A 24,166-nucleotide genomic window follows, 5' to 3' on the forward strand; every position below is an offset into this window, starting at 1 on the left:
CCGCCTCAACCACCATCCATCAACGACCCGAAGAGCGGCGCTCAGGTGGACGACTTCACCTCGGAACCACGGACGGCTTGAAATCGGAATGCCTGGACGGCTTCAGATTGGACGAAGTGGACGGCTTCGTCGGTATCCTCATCGTGCCACAGCAGGCTGATCCCGATCTCTCCCGGGGCATGGGTCACCTCATAGCCCCCGATCCGGTAAAGCTTGGGCGCTTTCCACGACAGGCGCTTATCCCTCGCCTCCCCCTCCAGGTCCACCGGGCCGACGCCGGCGGCATCCCCGCGCAGGCGGCCGCCGCGGCCCGTGAGGGTGCCCACAAACGAGAGCCGGGAGGCTCGTGTCATCGGCACAAGCGCGATCAGACGCCGGGCATCGCCGGATGAGAAGGTGGCCCCCTCCCCGACCAGACGGTCGAGAAGGGCGTGGGCCTGCAACCGCAGGGCGGGATCCAGGTCAAGGCCGCTCATGCGCCCGTCACCGGGGTCATGGCCGGCACCACAAGGACACCACTCTCGCCCTGGATCAGACGCACCCGCGTCATCCCCTGGGCCCGAGCCTCGGCCAGGCAAGCCGCCAGCGCCTCGTCCGTGACACGGCCGGCCGTGGCGCGCCCGCCCAGAAGTGGCGCCATGAACTCAATCAGGATCCGCGCATCGACCCCACCCGCCTCAAGCTCGAGACCATGAGAAGCCACGGCTTCAGCGATCCCGCGATAAACCGACCGGAGGTGATCGTCGAGCGTGACGTCGCGGAGACAGACAATCCAGTCGATCCGCGTCAGGAGAGGAGCCGGGAAGCCCGCATCGAGCAGGATCTTGAGGCCCTCAATGTGCAGCCGATCCGGGTCGCTCCCGCGCCGGGCCAGCTCGGCGATCGCATCGCTGGCCAGTTCCGTTGCGACCAGGAAGGTGGCCCCAGCAACCGAGATGGCCTCGCCCTCGGCACTGCGCAGGACGCCCGTGCTCCAGGCCTGCTGCAGGCGGGCGATAATGCCTGGGTGAGCTTTGTCGATGTTGTCGAGAAGGACGATGCTTCTGGGGTCGGCCTTGTAGAGATCGGCAAGAGTGCTGGGGGTGTCTGTCGGCTCGCTCAGGCGCAACATCTCGTCCGCGTTGGCCTCTCCTCCGAAAAGGCTGCCGCGGCCCGCCTTCACGTGAGCTTCGCTCGTGAGACGGTGATAGATCGCGTCTCGGCCCACCTTGTCAGGGCCCGCGAACAGAAAGACGCCGAGCGGTCGATCCGCAGGATGGGTGGTGCGGCGCTGGGTGAACTGGGCCGCAAAGGCGTCAATGGCGGCATCCTGGCCGAGGACGTCTTCTTTGAGAGACCAGGCGAGTTCGTCGGCGCTCAAGGCGGGTTTGTCAGGGGGTGTGGTCACGATAAAGGCTTTCGTCAGAAGGTTTGAAGGAAACCGCTGCACGATGGTGAGCGGCGCGCGATCGAGGCAGAGAGCGTCCCGCCCGGCCCGCAGGGGCTGGGTTGCGTCTTGAACTGTCATTTTCCGGGATTTCTACGTTTCTATCCTCGTCTCAATCTCTTCTGGTAATCCTCTCTCTCTGTGTCTTCTGGGACTGGAACGTCCCTGCCCGCCCTGTCTGGTTAAGCAGCGCCTGTCTCACCGGTGGTGACCTCTCTTATCGGCCGCACGGGAGCCGCGGTATGGCGAGGCTGGTGGGTCAGTGTGGAAGGACGAACTGATGAAGGGCATCCAAGGGCCGACTGGGTGGGACGCTCGAGGACAGGCCTCGGCCCGTTTACCATCGCTGTCATCGAGAAGGGCTCGTTGATCATCGACGACATCGGCCCGAGGAGCACCAACGCCGAGGTCACAACCGGCCTCAGGCTCGATCCGTGTTCGCCTACAACGCTCGCTCGACCATCGATGGGTCACCACTTGGGACCACGGTGAGTTTCATCAACCACGCGTGCCACCCGAACGCCGAGGCTCAGGAGGCGGGAGGCAAGATCAAGACTGTGCCGACAAGGCGCGTTTGACTGAGCACGTCCGGCACGCGCATCCTGAGAGTGCCTGGAAGCGGCGCATGATGCTATCAGTGATCTGGACCAACGTCCGGAACGTGTCGAAGGCACAGTCGGGATCTGGATCATTGCTGCCCCAATCCCCGCAGAAGCTCCTGATCGGCTTTGCTCACGTCACGACGATCGAAAAACTCAGGCAAGCGGCGCACCGCCGCCACGACATCATCGCGGATTGCCTCAGCCTGCTCTTCAGCCAACCCGAAGGCAGCGTGCGAGGCAAACGCCACCTGCGGATCGCACTCTGGGCTGAATCCGGGTCCAGGAGCGCAGACGTGTTGCTTCCGTCCAGGATACGGAACTACGTCGAACACCGGCGAGAGCTCCCACCCCTCCCCTGTGTTGATGACTGCGTGATTGCGCAGATGGTCGTCGGTGTTGTGCAGAAAGGCGTTCACCAGCAGCCGGCGGAACATCTGCTCCTCCGGCGCTTCAATGCCGATCGCCCGGGCAGCCGCAGCCATGTCGGTGTAGGTTCTGGTCGTTCCATAGCTGCTTGCAGGCTCCTGGAGCAGCGTTCCCATGCTCAAGTAAGCATAGGGCTTGCCATCCTCCGACCGGTCGAAGCGCCGCACCAGCAAAGCGGTCCTGCCCGAGAAGGTCTCAAGCCGGCGCTGCGGAACTGGGAGACCGGCGGATTCCGCGACATCCAGGCAAACGGCCTCGATGCGCGGATCGTCGAACTTGTCGCCCCAGGTCGGGAACTTCGCAATCCATTCCCCTTCCCGGTCGCGCCATCTCACTTTCGGGCGGGCGCCGCCAACATCGGCACAGGCTCGGACGAGCATCCCGAGCTGATCGGCTGTCGCGTCGCTTTCATCCGCCGCGATGGCGGCAAGCATCAAGGCTTCGAGATCGTCGCATTGGTTGGAGATCCCCGACGACTGGGAGCCATCAGGCCGCCAATGTCCAGGTCCCCCTTCACCAGAGGCGCCGAAGGCCAGATCACCGGTGCGGTCTGTGGTGCCTGCCGCGAGAAATTCAGCTGCACCAAGAACCGATCCCTCGAAGGCCATGGCAAGGACGCTTCGACCCCAGCCCTCCGGCCCGGCGTCGAGCAGCGCAAGTGGAGCCTCTGGGACACCTGGGAAAACCTGTGACACGACGGGAAGGCCAAGAGGATCGAGCGGCGTTGCGCCAGGTGTCTCAAGATAACTTTGGTCATATTGAAATGCACCGGGACGAAGAAACTCACTGCCCTCGAATGTCATCTCGCCGGCCGGGACGTAGCCGCCTCCGACATGCTTGAAGACCGTGAGCCTATCCAGGCGCCCACTGGGGGAGACGTGCCACATTCAGGTTTCCGATTGGTTGGGCGAATGAGGGTCGACCTTCTCTACCGTGTAAGGCGTAGACTCTCGATCACTTCCGTTGAGTGGCATCTGGACCTCGCTGCAACATGGTCGGGAGTTCGGCCAGACCATCGTCGTCGGCCATCTGTGTCATGGGTATGATGCATGCATCACAACAGATTGAGGCCAATTCTGTTCGATGTCGTGATTGCAAACGAGCTTGCGTGAAAAACAATTCCCTCTCGGACCAGTTCACCTTTACCATGAGCCGTCCGCCCGGCTTTGGCAGGAGTTGCTACCGGTCGGGGCCGCCCTCGCGGCAGCCCCATCTCTGAGCTCATAGCCGCGTCGCCGCTTTCTCTGGAGCCATGTTTCAAGAGCTTCCATTGCTCGGGATTGGTTTTCGTGAAGCTCAACCCTTCTCTGCCCTGGCAGGCCGATGCGGCCCCACTCACGGATCAGGGTGGGGTTGCCAAACAGGCTGGGTTCGATGGCCAGGACATAGTAGCGAGCCATGTTGCAGGTGGGATCACACCTGTCGAGCACCAGGTACTGGATCGCGTCTTCAGACATGCCCCCATGTTGCGCAAAGGCCTCGGCGAGGTCCAATCAAACTCCTGAATCCTTTGCACACCAACGATTCACATCCGTGATGCACCCTGCTGTTGCCGCGCTCTGAACCCAGGTACGCTGGCCAGTCGTCATCTCGACGCGCACGGTTCCCCTCCCTACGCCATTCTTCGCCTCCTCATGGCCAGGAGTTCGACGGCGAGGTCAATCTTGCTGGATTTGACCATGCGGATGAGCGCGCGGAAGTAGCCGCCCGGGTTCTTGATCCGGCTCTCCCCGCCGTTCCGGGCGGCATCGTCCTCGTAGAGTTGCAGGACGTAGATCACCGCAATGGCCGCCCTGACGGTTCCGATGTCCTCCACCGCCTCGGCCCAGGCGCTTTCGTGCGCCCCGAGCGCGGCTCGCAGGTAGCGGCCGGCCGAGACGAGGTCCGCGAGATCCCGTACCGGCTGACCGTAGTCACTGAGGGTGGGGCAGGCCTCAAGGATCAATTCCGGTGATAGGTGCTCTGAGGTTTGTTCGCTTTGACGAACCGCCTCAGCTTTCTTCGGAAAGCCTTTGTTACAAGACTCACTAGGAGATCCGTTGTTGTTATTAGTGTGACGGCAGTCCTTGCCGCCATTGCCCGCTTTTAAGAAAGCTTGCTCGCATGCCATCCTCAGCGCTATCCACTCATCGAGGATCGCATGCGGCATGGCCTTCGTGCTGCGCACAGGCGTGCGGGCTTTCAGGCCTTTAACCTGTTCTTCCAGGTCGGAGCGATCGAGATCGGGATAATGCTCGGCCAAAGCACGTAGGGCCTCTTCGGCGGCCCGCCTGGCAATGGTGATCTCGTCAAAGGCGCGTTTACGGGCTTCCTGGACTTGCTTCATCTCGATGAGACGCTCAGCCCACTCCCCTCGCCTGGCGTACACGGGGGTCAGGTCGAAGCCGAAGGCGTCGACCAGCTCTCCGGCCAAGTCTTTGACCGCGTAGCGCTTTCCGTTCGGAGATTCCTTCGGGACGATGAGCTGCTGCTCGATAAGGACCTTGAACGCATACCGGACGGAGCGCTCCGAGAGACCGGTCCGGCTCATCAGGTAATCGTTGGACGGCCACACCAGCAGCCGCTCCCATTCCTGCTCGCCCCAGCAGGCGACGAGCTCGGACAGGACCGATCGGGGTCCGTTCCGCAATTCCAGGGCCTTGGCAGCCTCACGCGCTGCCGCAGATAGTTCTTTTCGCGTTACCGTGCGCCCATTTTCGAGCACAAGTTCTCTCGCGGCCAAAGCAGCATGTCTCAGCCGCCGGCCTCCTGACGATGCGATCTGCATCGTACCCTCCATGTTGAGGGCAAAGCTGGAGCGCTCACCGAAACCGATGCTCTTGACACGCAGCTTGTCGGGATGGCATAAGATCGTTGTCACACAGATCTTGGGCCACCCCTCGGTGGTTCTCCAAAGGCCCTCGAAGTTTCCAGCTTCGTGGGCCTTTTGCTTTGCCGGTTATGTCACCGTGTTTGGCTCCTTACGGAAGAAGGCTGCTTCGAGAGCACGCGTGATCGCCACTTGGCGCGAAGGATAGCGCCCGCTAACGACGGCTTCGTCGATTGCATCGCCGAGTTCCCGTGGAAGCCAAATATTGGTTTCCCGGTCACCCCTTTCGCGACGTGTCTGACGGAGGCGTTGAGTCCGCTTGCGGCTCGCTTCATCAGCCATGGTATTCACCCGTATTGCTCGTAGCGATACGAGGAATGACCGATTCTGAGTTGGCTGTGGAGTCGCGCGTCAAGAATCCATTCACAATAGATCGATTCAGCAGTGGGAAACTTCTTTTCGCAGAATCATTTAGCCAAAACGGCGGAGTCAATTCGCATGTAAAAGCCCGGTTCCAGGCGACTCGTACTTACACACTCGATTCGCAGTGCCTTAGTATTCGCCCTAAACTTCAACAAGCGACCTCACATTACGATTCGGCGACGGGGGCGCTCCTCGGTTAATAACTGTTAACCGAACTGCTGAGGCCCTTGATTATTTGAAATAGACTCTGGAAGCCTCCAGAATCGGCGCGCGGAATTCGTTTTGATATCACCATGCCGGTACTGCGCCTTGGTCGTATGGTATCTAGCGGCACTCGCATCGTTGCGCTGAATACACGCCCCATTCGTCTGGTTGCCGCCCATCTAACCCGATGCTGAGTGGGCATCCTAATCGCTACGAAACCAACTCGATGGAAAGCGGTGTCACTATTAGATCACGTGTCCAAGGTTCGCGCCTAACCAGGAGCGCAGTTCCTTCTTTGTTCACTTGTCGCTGCCCTCACACCTGCCCCAAGCTGAGCGTTGGGGCAGCAACAAGTGTCACGCCCCAGCGCGGGGGCACATGCGTTTCATTCATGCGGCGGATCTCCACCTCGATAGCCCGCTATCGGGCCTGAGGGAGCGAGCCGGAGAGCAGGCGGAAAAGCTCATCGGCGCAACCAGGCGCGCGTTCGAGAAGCTCGCCGACTTCGCCGTCGATGAGCGCGTCGACCGGTTGCGTCGCAAATTCGCAGCAGAGGCGCGAAGATAGCTGAGATCTCCTCTCAGGCGTAGGCGGCGAGCAGATTGAACTGCTCGGCCAATGATGGCTGCGGATTGCAGGCGTACTTCGCCTGCTGTTTACGCATCATGTGCACCATCTCGATTCCACTTAGGATCACACGGGCAGTGGTCGTGGATTTGAACCCGAGCATCGGCCGCACCCGCCGCTTGATGGCACGGTGATCCTGCTCAATGAGGTTGTTCAAATATTGGCTCTGCCGGATCCTGATTGGCTTCAGCTTTCGCCGAGACGTATTCCGTAGCCGGTCTGTCGTGTCACAGGACAGGATCGCCTCGCGATTGGTCTGGCTGCCGTCGATGACGATCCGCTCCGGACGGCCATGCCGCTTCAGTGCTCGGGCCAGAAAGCGTTTGGCTGCCGTGAGGTTGCGCCGCTCGCTGAACCAGAACTCAATGGTGTCACCGTTGCTGTCGATGGCTCGATAGAGATATTTCCAATGGCCTCGGACTTTGATGTAAGTCTAGTCCACGTGCCATTTCCGGCTGACGCTTCGTTTGCGAAGATTGAAGCGCTCGAGCAACTCAGGCGAGTAGCGGACAACCAATCTGTGAACGGTCGCATGGTCGACCGAGATGCCCCGCTCAGCCATCATCTCCTCCAGGTTCCGCAGGCTCAGATTGTAAGCCAAATACCACCGCACGCAGAGCAGGATCACGGATCGATCAAAATGCCTGCCCTTAAACATGCCATCCTCCGTCGCTGAACCGAGAGAGCAATAGCTGAAACTCTGAAACAAACGGTTTGCGACAAAGCCCGCCGCACCCGAGGTTGCATCCGGATGATCGAAATCAGTCCCAAAGTCTAGGTCGAGGAAGGTCTCTGAGAGTTAGGGCTCACTCGTAAAGAAGGGCTGCCACCATTAATGGTGCACTTAGCCGCGGAATAGACGGCCGTGCGGCTCCCATCTGCGTGCTAGAGCCTCGGACCGGAAATGAGACTCCTGGCTTCTGTGCGAGGCCGAGCTGTGATTCACTGCCTGGACTGGGAGGTGGATTATGGGTCATTGCTATTCCCTGGATCTGCGGGTGCGCGTCGCCGACTTTGTCGATGCAGGTCATTCCTGCCGGGCGGCAGCCCAGCACTTTGACGTCAGCGAGAGTTTCGCCATCAAGCTGGTGCAGCGGAAGCGGCGGTTCGGCTCGCCGGCACCGGCCCGGCAAGGCCGTCCGCCCGGACGCGGCAAGCTGGTGCCCTATGAGAGCTTCTTGATCCAGACGGTCGAGGCCGAGCCGGCCATCACCATGCCCGAGCTGGCCGCAAGGCTGCTGACTGAGCATGGGATCGTTGCGGCTCCCGCGATGCTCTCGCGCTTCCTGTGCCGGCACGGCTTCTCATATAAAAAAATGCCTGATGGCGGCGGAGTGCGCACGCGCCGATGTGCGGGATGAGCGCCGGGTCTGGCATGCCCAGCGCCAGCCGCGCATGCGCCAGGAGACGCACCGGCTGGTGTTCCTGGACGAGACGTATGTCAACACCAAGATGACGCGCCTGCGCGGGCGGAGCCGCAGGGGCCAGCGCCTACGCATGAAAGCTCCCTTTGGACACTGGAAAACCCATACCTTTCTGGCTGGGCTACGGTGCAACGAGTTGTGCGCGCCGTGGATCATCGATGGCCCGATCACCCGGTTGGCGTTCGAGGCTTACATTGAGACGCAGCTCGCGCCGACGCTGCGCAAAGGCGATGTGGTGATCCTCGACAACCTGGCTGTCCACAAGAGCGAGAAGGCCGCTCAGTGTCTGAAGCAACGCGGAGCCTGGTTCCTGTTTTTACCTGCTTATTCGCCTGATCTTAATCCAATTGAACAGGCCTTTGCCAAGATCAAAGCGCACTTGCGCAAGGCCGAGGCCCGAACGTTCGACGCGCTCTGGCGAGCGCTCGGTGAGATCTGCAACCTGTTCGAACCACAAGAGTGCTGGAACTACCTTAAGGCTGCCGGATATGCGTCCGTTTAACCGTCCGATGCTCTAGGCTTAGGAGTGAGACCTCTCCTAGCGAGCATTTCAATGCGCATTGTCACCGCCGTCGCCGTACTTGTACTCGCACTTGCTTCTCACGCTGCTCAGGCCCAAGGACAGGCGACAAAGGGGGCGGCAAATGGCTCCGTAGCTGCAAAGACGTTCAGCCCCGAAGAGGGCGCTGCCATGGCCGAGGCCCAACGCAAGAAGTCGGAAGCGCTGGAACGCACTCGCGACGAGAAGCTGAAAAGGACAACGAAGAGTATCTGTGTCGGCTGCTGACCGCTCTCTGGCAGCAAGTCGAGAAGGAACTGGCCAAGAGGTTTGCGCCTATTGCAGCTTGCGGCGAGCGAGAAAGAATTACCTCGGGCGATACCATTGCTGAACCTCCTGGGACAGGACAGAATTCCGCTCCAGTCCAATGCAGGTGATGTCATGCAGGCCGTATTTATCGCCTCCCTTTTTGTCAGCGTGACCCTAACCACCTTCATGCTGGCCGTCAGTCTGACGAATCTCGTAGGGCCGATGCTCGGCCTGACGGTCCACTAAAGCGCTTTTGATCTGGACTTGAATCGCTTCGGGTGGTCTGTGCGTTGACTGGGATATGGCCCGGGAGGCAAACCATGCCCCAGCCCTATTCTCCTGATCTGCGTGAGCGTGTTCTTGTCGCCTGTGCGCGTGGCGACCTTCCTCAGGTTGAGATTGCCCGCCGCTTCCAGGTCTGCCCCGCCACCGTCTCGAACTGGCGCCGCCAAGAGCGCGAGGAGGGCCGACGCTGTCCCAAGCCGCACAGCGGCGGCGTGCCCTCGCGCCTGGATGCAGCAGCTCTGGAGGTGCTGCGTCAGCTCGTGGCCGAAGACAATGACGCGCTGCTGCGCGAGTACCGCGAGCGCCTGGCCGAGCGAACGGGCGTGACGGTGTGTCTGGCGGTGATCTGCGAGGCGCTCAAGCGGCTCAAGCTGCGTCCGAAAAAAAGACCCTTCGGGCGGCCGAGCAGGAGCGGCCCGAGATTGCCGCCGAGCGCGAGGCCTATCGCCAGCAGATGAGCGAGCTTCCCGTGGAACGCCTGGTGTTCCTCGATGAGAGCGGAGTGACGACCAAGATGGCCCGCACTCATGCGCGAGCGCCACGTGGGCAACGCGCCTATGGCTCCATCCCGCTCGGCTCGTGGCAGCGGCTGACGGTCTTGGGCGCACTCGCCTGTGAGGGCCTGGTCGCTACGATGAGCATCGAGGCCTCGACCTCGACCTCCGTGCTTTTGGCCTATCTCGAGCAAATCCTGGTACCGGCCCTCAAACGCACCAAGCCGGATGCCATTCTGGTGTTGGACAACCTGCGCCCGCATCGGGCCACAGAAGTGCGAGACCTGCTCGCGCAGGCCGGGATCGGGCTTTTGTACCTGCCGCGCTATTCCCCGGAGTTCAACCCGATCGAGCCCGCCTGGGCCAAGATGAAAGAGCGGCTCAAGGCGAAAGCGCCTCGCACTCTTGAAGCTTTGGAAGCGGAACTCAAACCCGCCCTCGACACCATCACCGCAAAGGATGCCCGAGGCTGGATCAGGCATGCCGGCTATGCCCTACACTGATCCCAAAAGCGCTTTAGGCGGCTCGATTTCGGATCAAGGTAGAGAGCCTACGGTGATCAAGCGGCAGTCTTACCAGCGCTTGGAGAAATGCCCCACTGCGGCACCAAGGGCGATGCCTATCGCGATGCCGATAGCGATGTTGTTCAGTGCTGCACCAAGGGCAGCACTAACACCGACACCAACTGCAATTCCTAAGGCCATCCTTGGACCCTGTGTGGTAGATGCGGCAATAGTTTGAAAGGCAGCGTCTGATGTAGTGGGATGTTGGGGTAGCTCACGAGTTCGGTTGCTCGGCTTCGAATGCTTGTTATCCTTGGTGCATCGCGGGTGAAGCAGGCAACGGCGAGGTTCCACCTTGCACGGCGGCGGGGCAGCACCGCACGCCCGCTCCAGAATTTTAGGGGCCTCGTGCGTAACGAGGCCCCTTTTTCGTGCCACGCGTGCTGAGGCCGGGGTTATTGAGATAAGCGCGGATGCGCGTCCTCCGGATTGACTGAAACATCCGTCACAGATTCCAGAACCGTCCCGGCTACAATAGGCGGCGCTCCTAGTGAGATGGTGATAGCGGCAGAGCACGCTGGGCAAGCATAGACCGTACCGCTCTGTAGGACCCCTGAGCTTTCAATATCGACGCTGTAGGTCTTCACGCTCAACAATGACTCTGTGCAGTTAGGACATTTCGCTGACATGGCACACCCTTAGCCGCCTGGCGCAAGTGACCCCAGGATTGGTGCCCGGTCAATCAAGGCTGAATGCCCGAGCCTATTAACTGCGGGACAAGGCAGAGAGCATTTGCAATCGAGACTTTAGTTCTGGACCGAGAATTGTGTGACTTAGGTCACAGAAGAAGTCTCTTGAGTAAGCCATCGTCATCCTGACCTGTCATGTGCGCCGCATGACCTAGGAGGGTTGGATGACGCAACCGAAGCAGAGCGCCCTCGAGCCCAATCAGCATGCCGTAAAGGAACATGTGAAGGCGATGCTGAGGAAACTTTCGAGAAATTCGCAGAGGAACCTGCGAGATCCCCAACATCTAGCCTAGTTTCCGTCCATAAACGTGCGCATTTCGGAGCATTTACAATAGGTTGTGCCGAGTTTGAGCGGCTTTGACGAGGATAGGCAGGGTGAAGAGCGCTGAGTGTCGACAAAAATGGTGTCGTGGGCGCGGTTAGGCGCACGTCCCGAGGGCCGACTGTGGCCGGCGTGACGCAATCGCGATGCCTGCTCGGTTCAGGTCGCTTTGAGGCGGGTGAAGAGAACGAGGTTATAGGCCACGACCGAGGACCAGACATAAGCCTTGAAATGATCGAGGCCGCGCCAGGTACAACGCGCCAAGCCGTAGGCGCGTTTGAGGCATGAGATGCCGGCTTCGATGCCGGCGCGGAAGTTGCGCAGCTTGCGATAAACCCACTTGCTTCTGACCATGTCCTCGATCCTGAGGCCGGCTTTCTTGTGGAAGGCCATGTCGCAGACGCCCCACGCCTTCGCTGTGGCCAGGTTGTTGCGCGTGGCGAAGCCGCCATCGGCTGCCGCCTGCCGCGGCGCTTGGCCATAGAAGGCGACGTGGCGCGCCAGCATCGGCAGCAAGCGGTCGCTGTCGGCCGGGTTGCCGGCTTCGATCACCAGATCGAGGATCATGCCACTCCTGCCGGTGGTCAGGTTGAGTTTGTGACCATACTCAGTGTCGCGACTGCCTTTGACGATGATATCAGCATGCTCTTCGAACAGGCTCACCACCTTCTCGTCGGCGGGGACCGGCTCGCCGGCCAACACCCGCCGCTCGCTCTGCCTGATGATGCGTTCGACCAACGCCCGATAGTGACGAACCTGGACCTGCCACAGGGCGATGAGCGGCGTGCTTGCCACGGCCAAACGCTCGCTCGCCTGCTCCAGATCGGCCAAGGTCGCGCGCGTGATGGCGATCAGCTCGCGGTAGAGCCGGACCCGATTGGGTCGACCGCGCGTGAACTGGATCTTGTGAGCGCGCTTCTTGGCTGCGCGGCAATGATTGCGCCATGAGCCGGCGCCGCCGACCAAGGAATCGGCCCGCTTCAGAAGGCGCACCATGATCCGCACAGCATCCCACAGCAGGCTGCTGTCGCTCGGCTCGTGCATGAGCGCCGAGGTCACCGTGCTGTCCAGCCGAACCGCCGCACCGTCTTCGAGCTTCGCCTGCCGAGCGACCGACAGCAGGGCCCGATTGATCTGCTCCCAGGTCTCGGGCCGGATCGCGCTGATCGTCTTCTGCAGCACCGACTTCTGCGGGCTCCACGACCACGGCAGTCGGGCAAAGGCGCGAAATGAAGCGGAGTCCTCGAGGTGGAAGGCCAGCTCCTGGTAGCTCAGTTGCCGGTACTGCTTGAGGATCGCGCAGCGCAATACGGCTTCGGCTGGCAGACCTTGCCGTCCGGTCGCCTTGATGCCGCCCCGACACAGGTCTCGCGCCACCACGGCAAACAGATCGCAATGCTCATCCAGCCATTGCGACATCGCCTTCAACTCGCAGCCGATCTCGTGCGTGGCGAAAAGATCGAATATGCTGGCTTGGACGGTGCGTTCTTGGCGCATTGTCGGCTCCGGCGGGGGCAGGGCTTTGGACTCAGTGGCATGATCCAAGATACCTGAAACCGCCGGGCCTTGCTCGCGCAAAGATATGATTCACGTAATGAAATCAAACGTTTGCCGTTTGTGGACGGAAACTAGCTAGTCTTACCCGCCACAAGGGCCGGTGGGCTTTCGAGACTGTTTTCTTATGGTAGAACTTTATTTGAAAAAAATTCCTCAACCATTTAGGCAAGTTCACTAGAATTACGCATTCTCTCGCTCGATCAATCTTGATCACTCTCGATGAGCAGAAAGCCTGAGGATGACACAGACCCTAACCTCTCTACCTGACGGCATTGTCCGTCAACGCGTATTAAATACGTCCGAAGCAGCGGCGTTTCTGAACTTCAGCGTATCGCACCTCAGGCGGCTCTATCGTAGAGGTGGCATACCTGCGCCCATTCAGCTCGGCGCCAGAAAATTGGGATGGCGGCTTGGCGACCTAATTGACTGGGTTGCAGCGCGTCAGAGCCGTCCAGTGACCGCCTAATCAGACCCACGACGCCAGCGCCTCAAAGAAAAGCCCCACAAGAGGCGCGGCTCCAGCGGGGCAAGGATATTTTCATGCACAATCTGTCTATCACAGCGCGCAGGCGGCGCAAGGCTTCTGCTTGTCCAATGCGCATCGATCACCAGCGCAATCTCGAACTGCTGGCCATCCCGGCCGTCCGCGCCATCGTCCGTCGCTCTCATGTCAGCCCCGTCACGGCGGCTGTGCTCGTCGAACTCTCCGGCCTGTTTCATGAGGTGCCCCATGCTTAGGACGAACCCGATCCTCCATAACCCGTTCAAGGAAATCCGCGGCTATGTTGACGAGCGCCACAAGCTCAAACTCGAAGACGAGCTCGCCTGGGCTCTGATCCACCTCATGCAGGCTGGCAGATTGGGATGCTCGCCTGAGAGCCTGATGGCCCCAGGCCTGAGCCAATTGATCTGCGAGCTCCGCAAGGTGGGGATTGGCATCAAAACTGTTCGTGCAAAGGATCTGAAGGGTCGCGGCTTTCGCCTTCGCTACGTCCTGCACAGTGACATCTTGATCACCGGTATCGATCTGACGGAGGCTTTCAACTATGCCGACTAACCCTTTTTCTCGCACACGGGTCGCCAGCTCAGTTCAGATCGCCGGCGCCTTCTGGACCAGTCAGGACCTCCTTCGCCGCGAGCCTGATGAATTAGCCCGGTACGGCGTTCCCTTGCCTTCCCTGTTGGGATCGGCACCCATCCGTGCGGGCTATGTTGTCTTCGACGAGGCTGGCTTCGAGTTTTGCCGCCACGACAACAACGAAATGGAGGGCGTTCGCGCCTTCCTCTTCCTCATCCTCGACAAGCAGGGCGAGGCCCAGGACATCATCGCGTGGGCGCCCCAGCTCAACCGCCTCTCAGCATGGCTCAATCGGGCCTGGATGTTGGAACAGGAGGCGGCATGAGCCACCCCTGGATGCCCTTCTACCCCGGCGACTATCTCGCCGACACCGTGCATCTGAGCACCCTCGAGCATGGGGCCTACCTCATGCTCATCCTCCACTACTGGCGCAATGAAGGCTTGCCTGATGATGATACGAAACTCGCCCGCATTGTTCGTCTGCCGCTGGAGCAATGGCTGGAAATCCGCCCGACCCTCGCCGACTTCTTCGCGCCGGGCTGGCGGCACAAGCGCATCGACACGGAACTGCAGGTAACCCAGGAGAAGTACCAGAGGCGCGCCGCCGCCGGTCGGCAGGGCGGCCTTGCTTCAGGTCGGGCCAAGCAAAAGCCAACCCATGCTCAAGCAATGCTTCAGCCCGAGCAGAGTACTGCCGAAGCCGGGCCAAACCAATCACAATCACAACCACAATCACAATCACATCAAGGAGAGAGTCAGAGCGCAACGCCCGGTCCAACCGGCATCTCGGCGGAAGACCGGTTCTGGGCTCGTCTGGAAGATCTCAAGGACAAAGGGATCAGCCGCACCCGCTGCACAGAGCTTCTGGCGCTCACCGGTCACGACTTCATCGAGGCGAACCGAGCGCTGGATGGTGCCGAGCAGGCGGCAAAACCCGGTCAGTACCTAGGCGCAATCATTCGCAACCTGCAGCAAAGCGGGAAGGCGTCCTCCCCTAGTCCACAAGTGCCCTCCTGGGTCACTGAACGTCGGGCTACCGGTGTTCTGGTTGAGCGAGATGGCCGGCACTGGCGCTGCCTAGGCGAACTCCTGAACGAAGCGGGTGAGGCCGTGGGATGGTGATGCTGGAGCGCCTGCGTGGCCTCGGGATCGGTGTCCCAAACCGTCCCGGCGAGCACCGCACGCCATGCCCGCGCTGCTCGCCGACCCGCCGCAAGAAACACGATCGATGCCTTTCTGTGAGGATCAACAATGACGGGGCAATCTTCCATTGCTGGCACTGCGACTGGAGCGGTAGTGCCGTCGGTACTCAGTCCCGCGGCCGTGGCCTACGCCAAGAACATGCGCGGGATCAGCCGAGCGACTTTGGAGCGGCTCGGCGTCGGCTCCGCTACGATGTTCTTCCCTGAGCTAAACGGCCAGAGCGAGGCTCTGGTGTTCCCCTACCGCACCGCAGACGAGGTGGTGAACTGGAAGGCGGCGGCGTTTCCGGTGAAAGCCTTCACATCTAAAAAGGGCGGCAAGCTCCAGTTCTTCAACATTGAGCGTGCCGCAGGCTCGGAGACGATCTACGGCACCGAAGGCGAGATCGATGCAGCCTCCCTGGTCGAGGCTGGCGTCCCAGTTGAACAGATCATCAGCGTGCCGAACGGTGCCCGCTCACGCCCGGCCGATGCTCCGACGGAACTGCGGGGCTATGGCTATGTGGAAGAGGCACTGCGCAATGGTCTTGGCCGAGTGAGGCGCTTCGTCTGGTGCGGCGACAATGACGGCCCGGGCCTCGCGCTGCGTGCCGACATGATACAGTTGTTCGGCCCTGCCCGGTTCCACTATATTGAGTGGCCAGAAGGCTGTAAGGACGCCAATGACGTTCTGCGCCGGCACGGACCGGCAGCACTCCAGGAGCTTGTAACGCACCGTGCCCTGTCCTGGCCGGTTGAGGGCGTTTACCGGCTAAGCGAGGTGCCAGAGCTCCCTCCCCTGACGCTCTGGCATCCTGGTTTTCCTGAATGGGAGAGCAAGGTGCACCTCGCACCCCGCACGTTGAGCGTTGTCACCGGCCATCCAGGCCACGGCAAAACCACCCTATTCATGCAGATTTGGTATCAGATTTGTAAGCAGTACGGGTTATCCGCCGCCATAGCCTCCTTCGAAACGCGAGCCAAGCCACATCACCGCCGCACGCTCCGTCAGCTCTATGCAGGCAAGCTGGAGCATGCCATGTCAGAACAGGACATCCGGGCTGCCGATGCCTGGATCAATGATCACTTCCTCTGGATCCTGCATCCGGAGCAGCGCCCCTCCCTCGAATGGTTTCTCGACATGGCGGAGGTCGCGGTTATCCGACATGGTGCTCGCATCATCCAGGTTGACCCGTGGAACCGGCTTGAGGCAGCGCGCGAGCGCAACGAGAATGAGACCGATTACATCGGCCGCTGCCTGCGCACGCTGCACGCCTTCGCACATGACTTGAACTGCCACGTGCAGGTGCTGGCGCATCCGGCCAAAATGGACGCAACCCGCAAGGGAAGAGCGCCGGAGCTGGAGGATATCTCCGGTTCCAAGAACTGGGACAACATGGTCGATCAGGGCTTTGTCGTGCACCGCCCGAAATTCGTGGACGAGAACGGGCGCAACACCGAGGCGGAGTTCTATCAGCGCAAGAGCCGGTTCGAGGAGTTGGGCTACCCCTGTAAGCTCAAGATGACCTTCGACCTGCAATCGGGCCGGTACCACTCAGCGGACTACCCAGGCTATGCAGGCCTCAACCGAGTGCCTCTCAACCACTAAGACAACACGCCTGTTAACTCGGTTGTATGGTTTGCCAGAAGATTTAGGATTCAGGAGCAAGTGAATGGCAAGGTGTGGCGGCGGGCGTCCGACGGTTGAAAACAGCATCACTCTCGATGTCCGCCACCTCCCGCGCGCCGGCCTCGTCTTGGGCCGTACCCAGTCCGGTACTTTGCAATGGATGTGGTCCAACAACCGGCCGTCCTGCCAGGCGGCCTACCAGGCCCATCTCGGCGAGGATACTGGCCTACTGCACTTGATGAACATCACGTGCTTTGACCCCTATGGGAGGTTCGGTCATCTACCAAGCCAGAGCATCCGGCTGGTAGCGACGACTCCACCTTATGGTGGCCGCCGGTGGTGGTTTGTATGCCCGCAGACTGGCCAACGGGTGATGAAGCTGCATCTTCCCCCAGATGCCCGTGTTTTCGCATCCCGGCAGGCCTATGGCCTGGGCTATGCCATCCAGCGGGAGGGTGCAGGCGAGCAGGCCCGCCGGCGCGCTCGCAGGGCACGAGCACGGATCGGCGGCAGCTCGAATTTGCTGGAGAAACTGCCCACGAAGCCGAAATGGATGCGCTGGGCAACGTACTGGCGGTATGTGGAGGCCTGCCACCAAGCAGACCGGCAAACGCTCGCGTTTCTGATCTCCAGCACCGAGAAAATGCTGGGCAGGTCTATCGCATAGGGCAGGACATCTCGGATGTGGTGACGGCGAGCAGCGTTCGCTTTGAATGGCACGATAGGCATCCGAGATCAGTGGGGCCAGCTCTCCTATGCCATCCCGCTCCCGCCGCCAAATCGCCTATTCGTGCAACAAGGCGTCCAGTTATCAACTCGCCTAATCGAGCAACAAGGTGCCGTTCAGGCGCTAGTGCACCGTTGCGGGCTCGTCCAAGCCGAAGGCCTTGATCGCCTCGTCGGCCTGGAGCATGCCCCGCGCCGTGTGCCCCACATCGGAGGCGGTGACCATCCGCCAGCGAAAGTTCCAGCCGTTGGCCCGGGCCATCGACTTCGCGGAATCGAACACGAACCGGCCGCGCTCCAGCCGGTTCCCGCCTTGGCGCACTGCTTCGGGGAATTGAGAGAGGTCCTCATCGCCCGTGTCGTCGTTGCCGAGATAGATTGTGATCGGAAGATCGAGATAGGTGCTCAGCTGGCGTTCGCCCTCGGTGGGCCCGAACACGCGGCCCAAGCCGAAGGGGACGGGTTCCGACGTCGACGGAAGGACATAGGTGGAGGGGTTCGCGATCACGATCTGGGCGGCGTCGCGCGGCGGGTCGAAGGCCGCCACACGCGACAGGAATTGCCCGCCCGCCGAATGGCCGAACAGGTAATACGGCGCGCTCGGCATCCCCTCCTCCAGCCTGGCCCAGGCGACAAGCTCCGCCACGAGGGATACGGTCCATTGCTCCCTGCGGAGGAGCTTCTGGTCCTGAACGATTCCGCCTCTCTGGTACCGCCAGGTCGGAAACCGCTCCCGGTCGAACAGCGGCGCGAACACGATCATGCACTTGCGGTCGGCCAGCTCGCGCGCCGAGTTGCGGTACGAGTACGCGTTCCGCCCGAGACCGTGAAACACGAACAGCAACGACGGCTTCTCGCAGCCTGTAGGGCGATAGGTGTAGACCGTGATCGGACCCTCGCGAAGATAGGCCGTGATCTTGTCCTTCCCGGGCTCGCGGGCGAAGCTCTCCAACGGCCCGAAGGCGACTGCGAGCAGGCCCAGCGCCGCCGCGAGCACCGTCGTGCAGGCCAGGGCCGCGGACCGACGAAACAACCCTTCCACTCTCATCATTCCATCTCGCGTAAGATCCCGACGCGCCGTCCGCCTTTCACGCTTCGCCGTTGCGCGCGATACCCGAACCCGGGCGCCGTCACCGTCCGACCGGCCGTCATTTGCCGCCGAAACCCGACACGCTCCGGGCGGGCCTCATCGGCATGGTCTCGACCCTGACGAACGGGTCCATTTCGGCATGGTCGTCACCATAGCCCGCGACTACGCCATATTCATCCCTGATGGATTTCCGTCGCTGCTCCGCACTAGGCTCGCCCCTGAGGGCGGAGTCGATCGTGCCGATGCTGGCCAGATCGAGTCCCAAACGGTGCGCCTGCTGTTTGACTTCGAGGCTCCAATCCGCAATCGCCTGCGGCGACGTTCCGGACGTGCCCATCCGCGCGAGCAGTTGCTCGAGGTCGCAGGGGGTGGCATCCGACGCGGTGGCGCGGGCAATCAGCGAAACCAGTTCCTTCGCCGGGATTCGCTCCTGATGCAGAAAGGCCGGATGGTAGCCGCCCTTGCGAATTCTCGGCACCCGGACGTCAATCCTGCCGAGATCGGTTTTCCATGTGTGGGTTCGGTAACCGCTCCGGTGGTTGATCCGGCCGGTGCAGCGCTTCCTCGTCCCGGCGCCGCAGGCCAGGGACACCTCCTCGGCCATGACTTTGTCGGCCACCATCTTCAGAAGCTCGCGGATGCCTCCCGCGGTGCTATCCCGAGCAGCCGGCGGGGCGGTCAGCCGCTCGCCAGCATGCGCCTTCGCGGCGCCGGCGCCGAGCATCGCACCATCGTGGTCCCTCCATATCTCGACGCGGCAGCGCTGCCCGTTGATCTCGTCGGCAACCTTGGTGCCCATAATGGCGGACGTGAGAGCGCCGTCCTGGATCTCCCAGGGGGTGTAGACAGGCAGGCCCGTCGAGCGCGCGGCCTCCCGCATCATCAGGGGAGATTGGGTTAGGCGTCCGCTGACGGCGAGAACCCTGTGACCGGCCGCCCTCAAGGTATCCACGCCGCATTTCGCGCCCATCGAATCGTAGGCCGCGAACACGACGCCGACGCAGCTCTCCCACAACCCCTTGGCCTGGATGACGTCGGCGGTCTCCAGATGCTGCAGCCCGTCGGCAACCTCCACGACCGCGATGTCGCAGCCGGCCTTGGCGGCGCTGCCGATCAGACGTTTCGTTGCCGCGACGATGTCGTCCAGCGGGATCAGGTAGGTGCTTGCGAGTCCCCCGTCCGTGAAATCGAGAACGACGTCGGCGCCTGCGTCGCGCACGATCCAGAGATCGTTTCCCGCGCCTGTCCCGGTCGCCTTGATGGCAGCGACCTGGTAGCCGGCTGCTTTCAATCCTCTCACCAACGATGTCGAGGTGAATGTCTTCCCGGCATTCATCGATGTTCCCAGCGAGAGCACCACCGGAATGGACGGGGCAGAACCCGATCCGTCGACCGCGAAATTCCTGAGGTTCAGGCGCTTGCCCTGTGCATCGCCGATGAGGCCGAGGGGCGTGATGCGAGTCGACGGAATCATCCGCTCGTTGCGCGTGATCTCGCACGACGCTATGCCGCCTGCGGCCACGAGATCGCAGCTGCTCAAATCCTCTCCGATCACTCCCTCGTACTGGTCGGGCGCATATCGGTTGCCGAAGCAGACGATAGCTTCATCGCCGGAGAAGAGATGAGCGCGCCGACCGTCGGTCAGCTCGATGCGCCGCTGCTTGCCGATCTCGTCGATGCGGACCAGCACAAGATCGCCGGACGCAGGAACAACAGACGGCCCAACGATGAGGGTCTTCATGGCGTCCGGGGCGACGCGGCGGATCGTATACGCTCGCTTCGCACGTGCCACGCGCGCAGCATCCAGTACTTCTAATGACATTTCCTCGTCTCCAAATCCTCCCCAACGTATTGTTGGCGCGGATTTTTAGGCCGAATACTGAATTTGTTGGCGCACTGTTCTGATAGATTGAATACCGGGACTCCTGCTGTCAACGCGAAAATACACACGCCGAAGTGCTCAAAATGTGGATCTCCATGTAGATTACCCACTCGGGGCATTCGCTGGAAAATTTGCGAAGAAAGCGAGTGTACGTGAGAAGAAGAGGTATTGTCCGGCACGCTACGCAGCAAATATTGTACGCAGATACATAGTGATATCGCCCACCATCGGCATCCGTGATGTCAAGGTCCAGGCATCAAGCGCGAAGAAGTGCACGGATGATCTCCCACATTCATGACAAGGAACGCGTCGCGGTGAGCCCAGGCGACGTCTTCCGGTCCGGCCCGAAGAGCTTGCGAGGATCTGCCGTGGACAGTGCCAATGACTCGACGTCCGGATCCGGCGCTGGTCGATCGGCGCGATCAAGCTGTCGCGCCGGCGTGGCGCGAGGCAGCACCCGAATGGATTACTCACATTCCTCACGCGCATTGATCGTGCGAGGACTTACTAATCGACGTCATGGAGGATCAGGTCAGAACCCAGCGTCGTCGTTTTCTATTCTTCAGCTCGACTGTAGTATTCGTATTTCTTCTCCCGGAGAGGCCAGAGTAGGATGATGGATGCCCATCCAGGCTGCCCTGCATCCTCTGTACAGGGGAGATACTTGAGGGACTGCCGTCTCCGCCGGCCGGGCCAGTCCGGGAGGGAATGGACTCGAGGTTTTTGAACGAAGCGAACAAGAGTTGAGTCGTCGCGCAAGCCCCTGCCCGAAAATGCGCCGCTGCTCGGAAATGCAGAGATCGAATGCCCAGACTGAGGAAGAGAAATGCTAGTGAAGGAAGTCAGGTGGTCCGCTTGGCTTGGCGCGCGTCCTTCGGGGGAATTCTGTCGATCCTGGTCTTCAGCATCATCGTGAATGTGCTGAGATTCATCGCCCCGTTGTACATCCTGCACATCTTCGACCGCATTCCGGCGAGCCGAAGCGTCGAGACGCTGATCCTGCTGACGATCATCGCTCTTCTGGCGATCGTGGCCGGCATCGCGCTGGATGCCGTGCGGAAGCGTCTGCTCGGGCAATGGGGCAAGTGGATCGAAGAGCAGCTTGGCCATGTCATCGTCTACCGGGGCCTTAATGAAAGGTCGATCGGCCAATCGCCGTCGGTGCAAGCCTCGCTCGATGAGCTCTCGCGGCTCCGCTCGTTCATCGCCAAGTCGGCGGTTCACTGGATCGACGTGGTCTGGGCGCCTGTTTTCCTGCTGGGCGTGTACCTGATCGAGCCCCTGCTCGGCCTGGTGGCTTTCGGTGCCGTCGTCATTATGATCGGGCTGGGAGCCTTCCAGGAGGCCGCCACGCGGGAGTCGCGGCACGCATCCCGGAAAGCCGCCGCGGACGCGGGCGAGATCGTGCTGAACGCGGAGCGGAAGTACGAAACGGTCGGAGCCCTCAGCATGGCGTCGAATCTGGCCAGCCGGTGGCGCCAGACGACCGCTGCGCACCTCGACGAACGCGAGCGGGCGGAGGCGCGCTCAACCGTCTACCGGTTGATGTCGAGAGGCCTGGGCGATTGCCTCAGGATCATCATGATCGGCGTCGGCATTTGGTTGTTCCTCCACGGAGTCCTGACGCTCGGAGGGGTGTTCGCCGCGCGGATGATGGGCGGCTTAGGCTACAGGCTCGCGGAGCGGGCCACAGGCAGCTGGCGAAGCCTCAAGGACGGCGTGGCCGCGTACAGGTCCATCAAGGCCCAGCTGGCGAATGAGCCGGGCCGCAGTATCTCCGTCCACAGCGCCACCGACAAGGCGGAGCTCATGCTGGATCAGGTGAGCTTCCGCTATCCGGGCCAGGCGAGCGACACGATCAGAAAGCTGAGCCTGACCCTAGCGGCTGGTGAGATTCTGGTGATAACCGGCTCCGCCGGCAGCGGAAAGACGACTCTGTCTCGGCTCGCCGTGGGGCTGCTCGAGCCGCGCCATGGGCAAGCTCGTCTCGGCGACGTCGAGATCCGGCGGATCCCGCCCGACCGGCAGGCGCAACTGATCGGCTACCTGCCGCAGCAGACCGAGCTTTTCCGTGGGACCGTTCGCGAGAACATCGCGTGCATGGGCGATGCAAATTTCGACGACGTTGTGGCCGCGGCCAAGCTGGCGGCGATCCACGACGTCCTGGTGCGTCTTCCGGACGGCTACGACACGCTCATCGGAGACGAGTTGACGGCCCTGTCGGGCAGCGAGCAGAAACGGATCGCCCTGGCCCGCGCCGTCTACAGGCGACCGCGCCTTCTGGTACTCGACGAGCCGGCGGCAAATCTCGACAGGCGCTCCCGAAAGGCCCTGGAGGCGGCCGTCTCAAATCTGAGGGCGGCCGGGGCTTCGATCATCATCACGCAGGCCACGAAATCGTCCCGCTGGAACACGATCGCCGACAAGTTCCTGATCCTGGGCGGCGGGACTCCGGAGCTTACGGTCGCGTCCGACGTTCGTGGAGAGAACATATCTGAAATGAGGAGGGTCAAATGAGTGTCAGTGCGCACGCTCAGGGAAACCACCCGTTGCTGTCATCTAGTCCTTTGGGTGGAGCCAAGAATGTCCTGTGGTCGTCCTCGCCGTTTAGCGTGAAGCTCATTCTCCTGGGCTTCGTGATGATCGCCGTCTTCCTGGGAGCCTTCTCCACATGGGCCGTTCTCGCGCCGCTCGAGAGTGCGGTGAGAGCCTCCGGCGTCGTGGCCGTCGATACGAGCGTGAAGACCATTCAGCACCTCGAGGGCGGAATCATCGACGGGATCCTCGTCAAGGAAGGGCAGCCGGTCAAAAGCGAAGATGTTCTCATCAAGCTGCGGCGGCAGATCACGGCCGCGACGATGAACCAGGTGGAGGCCGAATATTACCAGGCGCGTGCAACCGAGGCGCGGCTCATCGCGGAACGCGACAACGCTGCCGAGATCCGCGTGCCGGAGGAGCTGTCGTCGGCGGCCGACAGCAAGGTCGTCCAAGAGGCGATCTCGGGGCAGCAGACTGTTTTCGCAAGCCGGCGCAGGCTCACCGGAGAGCGGCGCACCATCATCGCGCAGACCATCGATGCGCTTGGCATCGAGGTGGGCGGACTGGAAGGACAGGTCGATTCCTCGCGCAAGCAATTGGCCCTGATCGATGAGGAGCTTCGCGATGCGAACAAGCTCCTGTCCCAGGGCCTGACCAACAAGCCGCGCGTGCTGGCCCTCCAGCGCAGCAAGGCCGAGATCGAAGGCCGGCTGGGCAACTACACCGCGTCCATTGGTGTCGCGCGACAGCGCATGAGCGAGGCCCGGCTCAAGATCGCCGAACTCGACGCAGCCGTGTCCAAGGAGGTGGTGGAAAGCCTCGAGCGCGTGAGGGCGCAGGCCTACGAGGCCGGCCAGAAGCTCGCGGCGGCGCGGGATGTCCTGCAGCGCACGGAAATCCGCTCACCGATCGACGGCATCGTCGTCGGCCTGAAGGTCCATACGATCGGAGGCGTGATCGGCGCCGGACAGGCGTTGCTCGACATCGTTCCAAGCAACGACAAGCTGGTGGTCTGGGCTTCCATCGACCCGCAGGACATCGACGAAGTGAAGGCAGGGTATCGCGCGACGATCTGGCTCTGGGCCCTCAACCGGAGACACCAGGCCTCGATCGAGGGGCGCCTGCAGACGGTGTCTGCCGATCGGCTCGTGGATGCGAAGAGCGGCCAGCCCTATTATCTGGCCCGCGTCGAACTCGACACCGACACGAAGGATGCCCAGCAGGTGGTGATCCAGCCTGGCATGAGTGCCGACGTGATGGTCCGCACCGGGGCGCGAACCTTCTGGCAGTACATTTCCGCGCCGCTGTCCCAGGTGATGCGCCGTGCCTTCAGAGAAGGATAAACCCGGGCCGCTCGTTCGGCGGGAGCCTCGACATCGAGC

General features: G+C 61.6%; 22 protein-coding genes and 2 pseudogenes. 14 read left to right on the forward strand and 10 right to left on the reverse strand.

Features of this window, described 5'->3' with window-relative positions; all coding sequences use genetic code 11:
- Positions 1-41: 41 nt before the first annotated feature.
- The 5 genes from BB934_RS44570 to repC all read right to left on the reverse strand — a co-directional run bounded on the left by BB934_RS44570 (position 42) and on the right by repC (position 5,221).
- On the reverse strand, positions 42-476 hold the full coding sequence (locus BB934_RS44570; protein ID WP_099515929.1) for a hypothetical protein: 435 nt from the start codon (positions 474-476) through the stop codon (positions 42-44).
- Entirely contained in the window at positions 473-1,507 is a 1,035-nt protein-coding gene (locus tag BB934_RS44575) for an AAA family ATPase (RefSeq protein ID WP_099515930.1), read from the reverse strand. The genes BB934_RS44570 and BB934_RS44575 overlap by 4 nt, the downstream gene beginning before the upstream one ends.
- A 607-nt stretch (positions 1,508-2,114) precedes the next feature.
- Positions 2,115-3,341 (reverse strand): type II toxin-antitoxin system HipA family toxin, encoded by a 1,227-nt coding sequence (locus tag BB934_RS44580; protein ID WP_099515931.1) that lies wholly within the window; start codon positions 3,339-3,341, stop codon positions 2,115-2,117.
- A gap of 255 nt (positions 3,342-3,596) precedes the next feature.
- Positions 3,597-3,947 (reverse strand): WGR domain-containing protein, encoded by a 351-nt coding sequence (locus tag BB934_RS44585; protein ID WP_237050833.1) that lies wholly within the window; start codon positions 3,945-3,947, stop codon positions 3,597-3,599.
- A gap of 119 nt (positions 3,948-4,066) precedes the next feature.
- Complete coding sequence (gene repC / locus BB934_RS44590; protein ID WP_099516146.1) at positions 4,067-5,221, reverse strand: plasmid replication protein RepC; 1,155 nt, start codon at positions 5,219-5,221, stop codon at positions 4,067-4,069.
- Positions 5,222-6,268: 1,047 nt separating this feature from the next.
- Between repC and BB934_RS44600 the strand changes: the two genes are divergently transcribed.
- Entirely contained in the window at positions 6,269-6,457 is a 189-nt protein-coding gene (locus tag BB934_RS44600; protein ID WP_099515933.1) for a metallophosphoesterase family protein, read from the forward strand.
- Between the two features lie 13 nt (positions 6,458-6,470).
- Here the strand turns inward: BB934_RS44600 and BB934_RS44605 are convergent.
- Positions 6,471-7,175, reverse strand: a pseudogene (locus BB934_RS44605) (IS6 family transposase).
- 310 nt (positions 7,176-7,485) lie between these two features.
- Between BB934_RS44605 and BB934_RS44610 the strand changes: the two are divergent.
- The 4 genes and pseudogenes from BB934_RS44610 (at position 7,486) to BB934_RS44630 (ending at position 10,031) form a co-directional block, all read left to right on the forward strand.
- Positions 7,486-8,443 (forward strand): annotated as a pseudogene (locus BB934_RS44610) (IS630 family transposase).
- A 51-nt stretch (positions 8,444-8,494) separates the two neighbouring features.
- On the forward strand, positions 8,495-8,728 hold the full coding sequence (locus tag BB934_RS44615; protein WP_099515934.1) for a hypothetical protein: 234 nt from the start codon (positions 8,495-8,497) through the stop codon (positions 8,726-8,728).
- Between the two features lie 341 nt (positions 8,729-9,069).
- Positions 9,070-9,492 carry a helix-turn-helix domain-containing protein gene (locus BB934_RS44625; protein WP_099510510.1) on the forward strand — a complete coding sequence of 141 codons (423 nt, stop codon included), beginning with the start codon at positions 9,070-9,072 and terminating at the stop codon, positions 9,490-9,492.
- On the forward strand, positions 9,456-10,031 hold the full coding sequence (locus BB934_RS44630) for an IS630 family transposase (protein ID WP_237050334.1): 576 nt from the start codon (positions 9,456-9,458) through the stop codon (positions 10,029-10,031). The genes BB934_RS44625 and BB934_RS44630 overlap by 37 nt, the downstream gene beginning before the upstream one ends.
- Before the next feature lie 69 nt (positions 10,032-10,100).
- Here BB934_RS44630 and BB934_RS51540 read toward each other — a convergent pair whose 3' ends face one another.
- Entirely contained in the window at positions 10,101-10,232 is a 132-nt protein-coding gene (locus tag BB934_RS51540) for a glycine zipper domain-containing protein (protein WP_472436451.1), read from the reverse strand.
- 1,029 nt (positions 10,233-11,261) lie between these two features.
- Entirely contained in the window at positions 11,262-12,599 is a 1,338-nt protein-coding gene (locus BB934_RS44640; RefSeq protein ID WP_099508213.1) for an ISNCY family transposase, read from the reverse strand.
- Between the two features lie 298 nt (positions 12,600-12,897).
- Here BB934_RS44640 and BB934_RS51400 point away from each other — a divergent pair, with 298 nt between their 5' ends.
- The 7 genes from BB934_RS51400 (at position 12,898) to BB934_RS44665 (ending at position 17,215) form a co-directional block, all read left to right on the forward strand.
- Positions 12,898-13,125, forward strand: coding sequence for a helix-turn-helix transcriptional regulator (locus BB934_RS51400; protein ID WP_157934722.1), 228 nt, complete (start codon positions 12,898-12,900; stop codon positions 13,123-13,125).
- Between the two features lie 74 nt (positions 13,126-13,199).
- Positions 13,200-13,397: a hypothetical protein gene (locus BB934_RS48230; RefSeq protein WP_157934723.1), complete on the forward strand. Its 198-nt coding sequence runs from the start codon at positions 13,200-13,202 to the stop codon at positions 13,395-13,397.
- On the forward strand, positions 13,390-13,716 hold the full coding sequence (locus BB934_RS44645) for a winged helix domain-containing protein (RefSeq protein WP_099515937.1): 327 nt from the start codon (positions 13,390-13,392) through the stop codon (positions 13,714-13,716). Before BB934_RS48230 ends, BB934_RS44645 begins: the two co-directional genes overlap by 8 nt.
- Entirely contained in the window at positions 13,706-14,062 is a 357-nt protein-coding gene (locus BB934_RS44650) for a hypothetical protein (RefSeq protein WP_099515938.1), read from the forward strand. The genes BB934_RS44645 and BB934_RS44650 overlap by 11 nt, the downstream gene beginning before the upstream one ends.
- Positions 14,059-14,859 carry a YdaU family protein gene (locus BB934_RS44655; protein ID WP_157934724.1) on the forward strand — a complete coding sequence of 267 codons (801 nt, stop codon included), beginning with the start codon at positions 14,059-14,061 and terminating at the stop codon, positions 14,857-14,859. Before BB934_RS44650 ends, BB934_RS44655 begins: the two co-directional genes overlap by 4 nt.
- Positions 14,860-14,988: 129 nt before the next feature.
- On the forward strand, positions 14,989-16,527 hold the full coding sequence (locus tag BB934_RS44660; protein WP_099515940.1) for a DnaB-like helicase C-terminal domain-containing protein: 1,539 nt from the start codon (positions 14,989-14,991) through the stop codon (positions 16,525-16,527).
- A gap of 64 nt (positions 16,528-16,591) precedes the next feature.
- Positions 16,592-17,215: a hypothetical protein gene (locus tag BB934_RS44665; RefSeq protein WP_099515941.1), complete on the forward strand. Its 624-nt coding sequence runs from the start codon at positions 16,592-16,594 to the stop codon at positions 17,213-17,215.
- 183 nt (positions 17,216-17,398) lie between these two features.
- Here the strand turns inward: BB934_RS44665 and BB934_RS44670 are convergent, their stop codons facing one another.
- Both BB934_RS44670 and BB934_RS44675 read right to left on the reverse strand, forming a co-directional pair.
- Positions 17,399-18,307, reverse strand: a complete 909-nt coding sequence (locus tag BB934_RS44670) for an alpha/beta hydrolase (protein ID WP_099515942.1) — start codon at positions 18,305-18,307, stop codon at positions 17,399-17,401.
- Between the two features lie 115 nt (positions 18,308-18,422).
- Positions 18,423-20,186, reverse strand: coding sequence for a transposase (locus BB934_RS44675; RefSeq protein ID WP_099515943.1), 1,764 nt, complete (start codon positions 20,184-20,186; stop codon positions 18,423-18,425).
- A 906-nt stretch (positions 20,187-21,092) separates the two neighbouring features.
- Between BB934_RS44675 and BB934_RS44680 the strand changes: the two genes are divergently transcribed.
- Together BB934_RS44680 and BB934_RS44685 are read left to right on the forward strand one after the other, a co-directional pair.
- Complete coding sequence (locus tag BB934_RS44680) at positions 21,093-22,763, forward strand: type I secretion system permease/ATPase (RefSeq protein ID WP_162299289.1); 1,671 nt, start codon at positions 21,093-21,095, stop codon at positions 22,761-22,763.
- On the forward strand, positions 22,760-24,127 hold the full coding sequence (locus BB934_RS44685; RefSeq protein ID WP_099515945.1) for an HlyD family type I secretion periplasmic adaptor subunit: 1,368 nt from the start codon (positions 22,760-22,762) through the stop codon (positions 24,125-24,127). Before BB934_RS44680 ends, BB934_RS44685 begins: the two co-directional genes overlap by 4 nt.
- The last annotated feature ends 39 nt before the right edge of the window (positions 24,128-24,166 follow it).

Origin of the sequence: Microvirga ossetica, from assembly GCF_002741015.1 — a bacterium.
GTDB classification, from domain to species: Bacteria; Pseudomonadota; Alphaproteobacteria; order Rhizobiales; family Beijerinckiaceae; genus Microvirga; species Microvirga ossetica.